This is a genomic window from Citrobacter sp. Cf132, assembly GCF_030333885.1.
Taxonomy (GTDB): Bacteria; Pseudomonadota; Gammaproteobacteria; order Enterobacterales; family Enterobacteriaceae; genus Citrobacter; species Citrobacter freundii.
This window is the reverse complement of the sequence record NZ_JAOWFA010000034.1, coordinates 18,077-27,500: the sequence shown is the minus strand read 5'-3', so window position 1 is coordinate 27,500 and position 9,424 is coordinate 18,077. Positions and strand designations below refer to the sequence as shown.

Sequence of the window (9,424 nt, the reverse complement as noted above, 5' to 3'; positions counted from 1 at the left end):
CCGTTTCCAGTAGTTATCCCCCTCCATCGGGCAGTTTCCCAGACATTACTCACCCGTCCGCCACTCGTCACCCAAGGAGCAAGCTCCTCTGTGCTACCGTTCGACTTGCATGTGTTAGGCCTGCCGCCAGCGTTCAATCTGAGCCATGATCAAACTCTTCAATTTAAGTTTGATGCTCGTGAATTAAACTTCGTAATGAATTACGTATGTTCACTCAGAGACTTGGTATTCATTTTTCGTCTTGCGACGTTAAGAATCCGTATCTTCGAGTGCCCACACAGATTGTCTGATAAATTGTTAAAGAGCAGTTGCGACGCGCTTTAGCGCTCTGTCGCGAGGTGGCGTATATTACGCTTTCCTCTTTCAGAGTCAACCCTCATTTTCAGGTTTTTCTCTTCAACCGAACCGGCTGTTTGCGTGAAGTGATTCACATCCGCCGTGTCGATGGAGGCGCATTATAGGGATCCCATTTTTTAGCACAAGTATTTTTTGGATCTTTTTTTCTGAATGCTTGTTTTTCACTCCTTTCGCTACATTCCTGCGCAATTTGACTGATTTTTGATAGCTAAACCACTTGCACAGTCTCAATAATCCAACCAAAGTCTTCATTACTGCTCTATTTTCGTTGAGGTAAACATGTCTGATGTACTGCGTCCTTATAAGGATCTTTTCCCACAGATCGGAAATCGCGTGATGATCGACACCAGTAGTGTCGTCATTGGTGATGCTCGTTTAGCTGATGATGTCGGAATTTGGCCACTGGTTGCCATTCGTGGCGACGTTAACTATGTACAAATTGGTGCCCGTACAAACATCCAGGACGGCAGCGTTCTCCATGTCACGCATAAATCCACGTCTAATCCGCAAGGTAATCCACTGATCGTGGGTGAGGACGTTACGGTTGGTCATAAAGTCATGCTACACGGCTGTATCATTGGCAACCGTGTATTAGTCGGCATGGGATCGATTCTGCTGGATGGCGTAGTCGTAGAAGACGACGTTATGATTGGGGCTGGTAGCCTGGTTCCACAAAACAAACGCCTGGAAAGCGGATATCTGTACCTGGGAAGCCCGGTTAAGCAAATCCGTCCATTAAGCGATGAAGAGAAAGCAGGCTTACAATATTCAGCTAACAACTATGTTAAGTGGAAAGACGAGTATTTAAGTCAGAGTAACCACACCCAACCTTGAGCATCTTCCTGCTGGGCCTGGATCAATGCTTCAGCTTCTTCTTCCAGATCCCAGCGATGCTGTTGAAATATTTCCAACCACTGCTCAGGCGTGTCGCCGCCAAAGCGGGACGCCATAATCTCTCCAGATATGGCACATGTTAACTGCATACCATGAACCATCGCCGGAAACACAACGGCGTTAACATCCGTGCGCCATTCTTCCCGATCGGGAAACTGGATCGCCTGATTCATGCCGACAATTCCTGTTGCATGCTTTTTATGACAGGCTCCACCTGTGGCAAAACGCCATGCCAAAGTAAAACTGCATGCGCAGCCTGCCCCACCAGCATCCCCAGGCCATCGGCATAATGTTTCGCCCCATGCGAAACACACCAGGAAAGAAACGGTGTGTTCCCTTTCTGATAAAACATGTCATAACAATAAACCGAAGGGTGGATAAGAGATGCTGGAATAGCTGGTATCTCACCGCTCATTCCGCTGGATGTGGCATTGATGATCAAATCAAAACTGCAATTATCAAGATCGTCCATTCCCACCGCCTGCACGCTGCCGGTGTGGTAGAAAATTTGTGCCAGTTCTTCAGCGCGCGAAGCGGTACGGTTAACAATAGTCACCGCACAATCCATAGAAAGAAGAGGTAATAAAACTCCACGGGATGCACCACCCGCACCAATCAGCAGAACTCGCGATCCGGTATGAATGAAAGATAAACGCTCAAGATCGCTTAATAAGCCGATACCATCCGTGTTGTCTCCCAGTAAACGCCCATCCTCCAGCCGTTTAAGGGTGTTGACCGCTCCAGCAAGCGATGCCCGCTCCGTTAGTTCATCAGCACGTGCAAACGCCTCTTCTTTAAAAGGCACAGTGACATTTGCCCCTTTCCCGCCCTCAGCAAAAAAAGCGTTCAGCGTATTCACAAAATCATTGATGGGCGCCAGTACACGCCCATAGGAATGATCAATCTTCAACTGCTCTGCAAATTGCTGATGAATAAAGGGCGATTTACTGTGCGCTATCGGATTACCAAAAACAGCATAGGCTTCTTTCATATTACCCCTGTCGAAACTGTTCACCCGTCAGAGCATCACGGATCTCCGAAGGATTCAAACGGCCTCCGGTCTCCCCCTCAACCACAGGAAAGTCTGTACCAAACTGCGCACGGACTTCCTCAACCGTTCTGCAAGGCGGTAAGCCACTCAGATTAGCACTGGTAGAGACCAATGGTTTGCCATAAGTCTGGCACAATGCAACCACCAGCGGATGATCGGTGACACGCACGGCCAGCGAGTCAAAACGACCGGTCAACCAACGAGGCGTAGTCGCGGGCGCCGGGAAAACGAAAGTAACAGGCCCTGGCCAGCGGGCGAACACAGCCTCACGTTGGGCCTCGGTGAGCATGCTATCGTCGATATAGGGTTTAAGCTGGTCAAAGCTTGCCGCAATCAAAATTAAACCTTTATCGACTGGGCGTTGTTTTAACTCTAACAGACGGGTAACAGCCGTTTCGCTGTCGGGATCGCAACCGACACCGAAAACAGCTTCAGTTGGATAGGCGATGACTTTTTCTTGTTTCAGAACCGCTATCGCCGCAGCGATAGCGTCTGTGGGCAGGTTATTATTCACTTTTTTATTCCGCCGAAATCGGCTTTCCACATTGTTTACTGGCACAGAAATGCTTCACACCCTGTGCGGTTTTCTTTTCGATGAGAAGCGGATAATGACACTCAGGACATTCTCCGGATAACGGTTTGAAGTTAATGACAAACTGGCACTCCGGATAGCGATCGCAGGAGTAGAAGGTTTTGCCATAACGGGAACGCCGCTGGACAAGATGACCAGTCTGGCATTGAGGACAGACTATTGCTGTTTCATCAGGCTTGTCGATGAGCTCGGTGTGATCGCACGCAGGATAGTCACTGCATCCAATGAACATACCGAATCGTCCCTGTCTCAGCACCAGCTCAGCGCCACATGCAGGACAAAGCTTACCCTCCAGAACTTTGACAATATGTCCGTCCGCGGAAGATTTCAGCGGACGGATGTAATCGCATTCTGGATAGTGTGAACAACCGAGAAACGGACCGTGTTTCCCGGAACGAATAACCAATTCAGCCCCGCATTGTGGGCAGGGCTCATTTTTACGCACCGTGAACAGTGCTGATTTAGCCATAACAACTCATACTGAATGAAGATTGATTAGTGCAGCATACCTTCATTCACTTCAAAGAGTAATTCTTCCATTTGCTGATAGGCATTTTCACAACCTGGAATGTTGAATAGCACCATCAGGATTACCCACTTAAGATCTTCCAGATCGAACTCTGCCGTATCCAGCGCGAGTACACGCTCAATGACCATTTCTCGCGTTTCGAGGTTTAGCACCTGAATCTGCTCCAGGAATAGCAGGAATCCTCTACAGCTTGCATCCAGTCGATCGCACTCTTCCGCAGTATAAATACGTATAGAAAGAGGGTCAGATGCCAGTTGCATTGGTTCAGCAAGGCCATCCTGATAGTCAGCAAGCTTTTCCAGCCAAAGTAACGCGTTGTAAATGTCTTCACGATCAAAACCAGCGTCGGTAAGATCCCGTTCCAGTTTGTCCTGATCCACACGCAGCTCAGCTTCGTTATGGATATATGTCTCAAACAAATACATTAGTACGTCGAACATGGCATGCCCTCCTCAATCGGACATAGCCGCCGGGTACAGCTGCGATCCACCCTGCTAACTCCAGTTCGAGCAGTTGAGCCACTACCTCTGGCACAGGTTGGCCGGCACGTTCAGCGACGACGTCAACAGGTGTTACCTCATCTCCTACGTTAGCCAGGAGCTCCGGAAATGGCAATGCCACCTCTTCGTGATCTGGCGAATAAATTGATTTTTCAGGTTCATCTGGCAACCATTGCAGCCCATATTGCAAATTTTCAAGAATTTCCTCTGGTGTCGTCACAAGCATGGCTCCCTGCTGAATTAGCCAATGCGGGCCTTCACTTCCCGGGCTCCCAATCGGCCCTGGTAAAGCAAACACCTCCCGCCCTTGTTCCAGTGCACAGCGAGCAGTAACCAGTGACCCGCTACGCTGTGCAGCTTCGACGACCAGTACACCTTTACTTAGACCACTGATAATGCGATTTCGTCGGGGAAAATTGCGTGGCAAAGGGAGCGTATCTAATGGGAACTCAGACACCAGTGCACCACCTGCCTCAATCAGTCGCTGAGCAAGACGGATATGCTGTCGTGGGTGAATGGTCTCAAGTCCATTTCCCAGCACCGCAATACTTGTGCCTTGTCGGTTTATCGCAGCACTGTGTGCCACGCCATCAATTCCCCGGGCCAGACCGCTGGTGATCGTCACACCACATGCTGCAAGCTTTTCACAAAACAATCGCCCCCAGCGTTCGCCATACCAGGAGTGCTGTCTGCTGCCGACAACGGCCACCTGGAACGAGCGAAGACATGCGGGATTTCCTGCGACAAAAAGCACCCCAGGATAATCCTCAATCGCACGGAGCTGTGGCGGGTAATGCTCGCTGTCGGCAACCACAAAATGGTGGTTAGGCTGTTCAAGCCAGCGCAACGTTTTTTCCAGCGTCAGATCCGAAAAGGTTAAAAAGCGCCTTGCCTGCCGCGGAGAGAATCCTGCCTGCAGGAGTACCGCGTTGCTAATCGACGGTTGAGTATTGAGCCAGTGGGCAATGCGCACCATCTCATCACCATACAGTTCATTCACTTGCGCTAAACGTAGCCAAATTTCGATTTGGGTCATCCTTGTCCCCCTGCCACAAGCAGTCCTGGCAATCTTTGCGATTGGTCACTGATGCTGTCAATCAGAGGGGGTTTTGTCTAGAATAGAGGTAATAATCTTTTCAACTCCTGAACACAACTCTGGATAACTATGTCAGTTTTGCAAGTGTTACATATTCCGGACGAGCGCCTTCGCAAAGTCGCAAAACCGGTCGAAGAAGTGAATGCAGAAATTCAGCGCATCGTTGATGATATGTTCGAAACGATGTATGCCGAAGAAGGTATCGGTCTGGCAGCAACACAGGTTGATATTCATCAGCGCATCATCGTTATTGATGTCTCTGAAAACCGCGACGAGCAGTTGGTTCTCATTAACCCAGAGCTGCTGGAAAAAGACGGCGAAACCGGCATTGAAGAAGGCTGCCTATCTATTCCTGAACAGCGTGCGTTAGTACCACGCGCAGAGAAAGTAAAAATTCGTGCGCTCGATCGCAACGGCAAATCTTTTGAACTGGAAGCCGATGGCCTGCTGGCTATCTGCATTCAACATGAAATGGATCACCTCGTCGGTAAACTGTTTATCGATTATCTGTCTCCGTTGAAGCAACAACGCATTCGTCAGAAAGTTGAAAAACTCGACCGCCTGAACGCCCGAGCTTAAGGACAAGAATCAACGTGTCAGACTCACTACGTATTATTTTTGCGGGTACACCTGACTTTGCAGCGCGTCATCTCGACGCGCTGTTGTCTTCTGGACACAACGTCGTTGGCGTGTTTACCCAACCGGACCGCCCGGCGGGACGCGGTAAAAAGCTGATGCCCAGCCCGGTCAAAGTGCTGGCGGAAGAAAAAGGGATACCGGTTTTCCAACCTGTCTCTCTTCGCCCTCAGGAAAACCAGCAGCTGGTTGCTGATTTACGCGCAGACGTGATGGTGGTGGTGGCATATGGCCTGATTCTGCCAAAAACCGTACTGGAAATGCCGCGTCTGGGTTGTATCAACGTTCACGGCTCCCTGCTTCCACGCTGGCGTGGTGCAGCACCGATCCAGCGCTCACTGTGGGCAGGTGACACCGAAACAGGTGTAACCATCATGCAGATGGATGTTGGCCTCGACACCGGAGATATGCTGCTTAAGCTGTCTTGCCCGATTACGGCAGAAGATACCAGCGGTTCGTTATACGATAAGCTGGCAGATTTGGGGCCGCAGGGGCTGATTGAAACGCTAAAACAGCTGGCTGCCGGCACAATAAAACCGGTGGTACAAGATGAATCACTGGTTACGCATGCAGAAAAACTCAGCAAAGAAGAGGCCCGTATCGACTGGTCGCTTTCGGCTGTTCAATTGGAACGCTGCATCCGCGCCTTTAACCCATGGCCAATGAGCTGGCTTGAAATCGACGGTCAACCAGTGAAAGTCTGGCAAGCTTCGGTTATTGCGGAAAACACCCAGGCTGCGCCAGGCACCATTCTGGAGGCAACAAAGCAGGGTATTCAGGTCGCCACGGGTGACGGCATCCTGAATCTCGTCTCTTTGCAGCCTGCAGGTAAAAAAGCCATGAGCGCGCAGGATCTGCTTAATTCACGCCGGGAATGGTTTGTACCCGGTAACCGCCTGGTCTGACGGTTCATCTCTTTAAGCCCGGTGTTTCCGGGCATTTTTATTTTTGCGCTTATGAAAAAACATCTTAATTTACGCAGTATGGCGGCCCAAGCCGTCGAACAGGTTGTCGAAAAAGGACAGTCATTAAGCAACGTGCTGCCCGCCATGCAGCAAAAAGTTGCTGATAAAGACAAAGCGCTGTTGCAGGAACTTTGCTTCGGCGTATTGCGTACACTCTCTCAACTGGAATGGATGATCCAGCAACTCATGGAACGTCCAATGACGGGCAAACAGCGCACCGTACACTACCTGATCATGGTGGGCTTCTACCAACTTCTGCATACTCGTATTCCAGCACACGCCGCGCTGGCTGAGACAGTCGAAGGCGCGGTTGTCATTAAGCGTCCGCAACTGAAAGGGCTGATCAACGGCGTGTTGCGCCAGTTTCAACGCCGTCAGGATGAACTGCTGGCCGAGTTTGCGCAAAGCGATTTGCGCTTCTTACACCCCTCCTGGCTGGTGAAACGTATTAAGAGTGCGTATCCGCAGCAGTGGGAAGCTATTCTTGAAGCCAATAACCAGCGACCTCCGATGTGGCTACGCGTCAATCGTAATCACCATACTCGCGACGCCTGGATAGACCTGCTTACCGCAGCGGGATTAACCGGTTTCCCGCATCCAGACTACCCGGATGCAGTGCGTCTGGAAACACCGGCCCCAGTTCACGCCCTCCCTGGTTTTGACGAAGGTTGGGTCACCGTTCAGGATGCTTCTGCTCAGGGGTGCGTTAAATACCTGCTGCCGAAAGATGGGGAGCAGATTCTCGACCTATGCTGCGCGCCGGGCGGTAAAACGACGCACATTCTGGAAGTTGCTCCGCAAGCTAACGTCATGGCCGTCGATGTGGATGAAAAACGCTTATCGCGCGTTTACGACAATCTGAAACGTCTGGGCATGAAGGCAACCGCAAAACAGGGTGATGGTCGATATCCGCAACAATGGTGTGGCGAGCAACAGTTTGACCGTATTTTGCTGGATGCTCCGTGTTCTGCCACCGGCGTTATTCGTCGCCATCCAGACATCAAATGGCTGCGTCGCGACCGGGATATTGCCGAACTTGCGCAGTTGCAGGCCGAGATCCTGAATGCAACCTGGTTACATCTTAAACCTGGCGGCACGCTGGTTTATGCAACGTGCTCTATCCTGCCAGAAGAAAACCAGCAGCAAATTACCGCCTTCCTGGCACGCACGCCGGATGCGGTATTAAGCGAAACCGGTACGCCGGAAAAACCCGGACGTCAGAATTTACCGGGTGCGGAAGATGGCGATGGCTTCTTTTACGCTAAGCTAATCAAAAAGTGATGAGATAACGGGTCGCGACTGATGAAAATTATCATTCTGGGCGCAGGGCAAGTTGGCGGTACGCTGGCTGAAAACCTGGTCGGAGAGAACAACGATATCACGGTAGTCGATACCAATGGTGAACGTCTGCGCAGCCTGCAGGACAAGTTTGATCTCCGCGTCGTGCAAGGGCACGGTTCACATCCTCGCGTACTGCGTGAAGCTGGGGCCGACGATGCCGATATGCTGGTTGCCGTAACCAGCTCAGATGAAACAAATATGGTTGCCTGCCAGGTAGCTTATTCACTGTTTAATACGCCTAATCGCATCGCCCGTATTCGTTCACCGGATTATGTTCGTGATGCGGACAAGCTATTCCAATCCGATGCGGTACCTATCGATCACCTGATTGCGCCGGAGCAACTGGTTATCGATAGCATTTATCGACTGATTGAATATCCGGGTGCATTACAGGTGGTGAATTTTGCCGAAGGTAAAGTCAGTCTGGCAGTAGTAAAAGCCTATTACGGCGGGCCGCTTATCGGTAATGCGCTGTCAACAATGCGTGAACATATGCCGCACATCGATACCCGCGTTGCGGCGATTTTCCGTCATGACCGACCAATCCGTCCACAAGGTTCTACGATCGTTGAAGCGGGTGATGAAGTCTTCTTTATTGCGGCATCACAGCATATTCGCGCCGTAATGAGTGAACTGCAGCGTCTGGAAAAACCGTACAAACGCATTATGTTAGTAGGCGGCGGTAATATCGGAGCGGGTCTTGCACGTCGTCTGGAAAAAGATTACAGCGTCAAACTGATCGAACGTAATCAACAGCGAGCATCCGAACTTGCAGAGAAACTGCAAAATACGATCGTCTTTTTTGGTGATGCTTCGGATCAAGAGTTACTGGCCGAAGAACATATCGATCAAGTTGATCTGTTCATCGCAGTGACCAACGATGATGAAGCGAATATCATGTCGGCGATGCTTGCCAAACGGATGGGTGCCAAGAAAGTGATGGTGTTAATCCAACGCAGAGCATACGTCGATCTGGTGCAAGGTAGCGTGATCGATATTGCTATTTCACCGCAGCAGGCGACCATCTCCGCGCTGCTCAGTCACGTACGTAAAGCTGACATTGTCGGTGTTTCTTCACTACGCCGTGGCGTCGCGGAAGCCATTGAAGCCGTCGCACACGGGGATGAAACAACATCTCGGGTTGTGGGACGTTCAATTGATGAAATTAAACTTCCCCCTGGAACCATTATTGGCGCCGTTGTGCGTGGTAATGATGTGATGATTGCCAACGATAACCTGCGCATTGAGCAGGGCGATCACGTAATTATGTTCCTGACAGATAAAAAGTTTATTACCGACGTCGAGCGGCTATTCCAGCCAAGTCCTTTCTTCCTGTAATAATTTGGGCGCTAATACAGCGCCCTTTTTATTTCCCTTTATATTTCATGGTCTAATAAATCTTCCTTTCGGCAATACATAAATGGAAATTGCCTAAACATTTGTTAAACTTATAAACGTCAGCT

The 9,424-nt window shown here is 50.3% G+C and carries 11 protein-coding genes and 1 rRNA gene (1 of these 12 only partly in view); 5 read left to right on the top strand and 7 right to left on the bottom strand.

What is annotated here, in order from left to right; translation table 11 throughout:
- Positions 1-165: ribosomal RNA gene (locus OGV85_RS03085) — 16S ribosomal RNA — on the bottom strand (it extends 1,377 nt beyond the left edge of the window).
- 471 nt (positions 166-636) lie between these two features.
- Between OGV85_RS03085 and OGV85_RS03080 the strand changes: the two genes are divergently transcribed.
- On the top strand, positions 637-1,191 hold the full coding sequence (locus OGV85_RS03080; protein WP_003031171.1) for a gamma carbonic anhydrase family protein: 555 nt from the start codon (positions 637-639) through the stop codon (positions 1,189-1,191).
- On the opposite strand, the gene OGV85_RS03075 is transcribed toward OGV85_RS03080, so the two are convergent.
- The 6 genes from OGV85_RS03075 to dprA are packed head-to-tail and all read right to left on the bottom strand — an operon-like array spanning position 1,167 to position 4,959.
- Positions 1,167-1,424 (bottom strand): DUF1488 family protein, encoded by a 258-nt coding sequence (locus tag OGV85_RS03075; protein WP_003031169.1) that lies wholly within the window; start codon positions 1,422-1,424, stop codon positions 1,167-1,169. The two genes, OGV85_RS03080 and OGV85_RS03075, sit on opposite strands and share 25 nt — an antisense overlap.
- On the bottom strand, positions 1,421-2,242 hold the full coding sequence (gene aroE / locus OGV85_RS03070) for a shikimate dehydrogenase (RefSeq protein WP_061548304.1): 822 nt from the start codon (positions 2,240-2,242) through the stop codon (positions 1,421-1,423). Before aroE ends, OGV85_RS03075 begins: the two co-directional genes overlap by 4 nt.
- A 1-nt stretch (position 2,243) precedes the next feature.
- A complete protein-coding gene (gene tsaC / locus OGV85_RS03065) occupies positions 2,244-2,816 on the bottom strand; it encodes an L-threonylcarbamoyladenylate synthase type 1 TsaC (RefSeq protein ID WP_032950356.1) in 573 nt (190 codons plus the stop codon).
- 4 nt (positions 2,817-2,820) lie between these two features.
- Entirely contained in the window at positions 2,821-3,363 is a 543-nt protein-coding gene (locus OGV85_RS03060; RefSeq protein WP_003842156.1) for a DNA topoisomerase family protein, read from the bottom strand.
- Between the two features lie 26 nt (positions 3,364-3,389).
- Positions 3,390-3,863, bottom strand: a complete 474-nt coding sequence (gene smg / locus OGV85_RS03055) for a DUF494 family protein Smg (protein WP_003031162.1) — start codon at positions 3,861-3,863, stop codon at positions 3,390-3,392.
- On the bottom strand, positions 3,835-4,959 hold the full coding sequence (gene dprA / locus OGV85_RS03050; protein WP_003842154.1) for a DNA-protecting protein DprA: 1,125 nt from the start codon (positions 4,957-4,959) through the stop codon (positions 3,835-3,837). Before dprA ends, smg begins: the two co-directional genes overlap by 29 nt.
- Before the next feature lie 129 nt (positions 4,960-5,088).
- Between dprA and def the strand changes: the two genes are divergently transcribed.
- From def to trkA, 4 genes are read left to right on the top strand one after another with little or no spacing between them, the layout of a single operon-like run.
- Positions 5,089-5,598, top strand: coding sequence for a peptide deformylase (gene def / locus OGV85_RS03045; RefSeq protein WP_003031159.1), 510 nt, complete (start codon positions 5,089-5,091; stop codon positions 5,596-5,598).
- Between the two features lie 14 nt (positions 5,599-5,612).
- Positions 5,613-6,560 (top strand): methionyl-tRNA formyltransferase, encoded by a 948-nt coding sequence (gene fmt / locus OGV85_RS03040; protein ID WP_057063365.1) that lies wholly within the window; start codon positions 5,613-5,615, stop codon positions 6,558-6,560.
- Between the two features lie 51 nt (positions 6,561-6,611).
- Positions 6,612-7,901, top strand: coding sequence for a 16S rRNA (cytosine(967)-C(5))-methyltransferase RsmB (gene rsmB, locus OGV85_RS03035; protein WP_061548306.1), 1,290 nt, complete (start codon positions 6,612-6,614; stop codon positions 7,899-7,901).
- A gap of 21 nt (positions 7,902-7,922) precedes the next feature.
- The gene (gene trkA / locus OGV85_RS03030; RefSeq protein WP_003031153.1) at positions 7,923-9,299 is read left to right on the top strand and encodes a Trk system potassium transporter TrkA; all 1,377 of its coding nucleotides are present in this window, start codon (positions 7,923-7,925) and stop codon (positions 9,297-9,299) included.
- Positions 9,300-9,424: the final 125 nt, after the last annotated feature.

What these genes read in the sequence shown, in the direction of transcription:
- OGV85_RS03080 (WP_003031171.1), top strand. Translation starts at nt 637, where the DNA reads ATGTCTGATGTACTGCGTCCTTATAAGGATCTTTTCCCACAGATCGGA.
- OGV85_RS03075 (WP_003031169.1), bottom strand. Translation starts at nt 1,424, where the DNA reads ATGAATCAGGCGATCCAGTTTCCCGATCGGGAAGAATGGCGCACGGAT.
- aroE (WP_061548304.1), bottom strand. Translation starts at nt 2,242, where the DNA reads ATGAAAGAAGCCTATGCTGTTTTTGGTAATCCGATAGCGCACAGTAAA.
- OGV85_RS03060 (WP_003842156.1), bottom strand. Translation starts at nt 3,363, where the DNA reads ATGGCTAAATCAGCACTGTTCACGGTGCGTAAAAATGAGCCCTGCCCA.
- smg (WP_003031162.1), bottom strand. Translation starts at nt 3,863, where the DNA reads ATGTTCGACGTACTAATGTATTTGTTTGAGACATATATCCATAACGAA.
- dprA (WP_003842154.1), bottom strand. Translation starts at nt 4,959, where the DNA reads ATGACCCAAATCGAAATTTGGCTACGTTTAGCGCAAGTGAATGAACTG.
- def (WP_003031159.1), top strand. Translation starts at nt 5,089, where the DNA reads ATGTCAGTTTTGCAAGTGTTACATATTCCGGACGAGCGCCTTCGCAAA.
- rsmB (WP_061548306.1), top strand. Translation starts at nt 6,612, where the DNA reads ATGAAAAAACATCTTAATTTACGCAGTATGGCGGCCCAAGCCGTCGAA.
- trkA (WP_003031153.1), top strand. Translation starts at nt 7,923, where the DNA reads ATGAAAATTATCATTCTGGGCGCAGGGCAAGTTGGCGGTACGCTGGCT.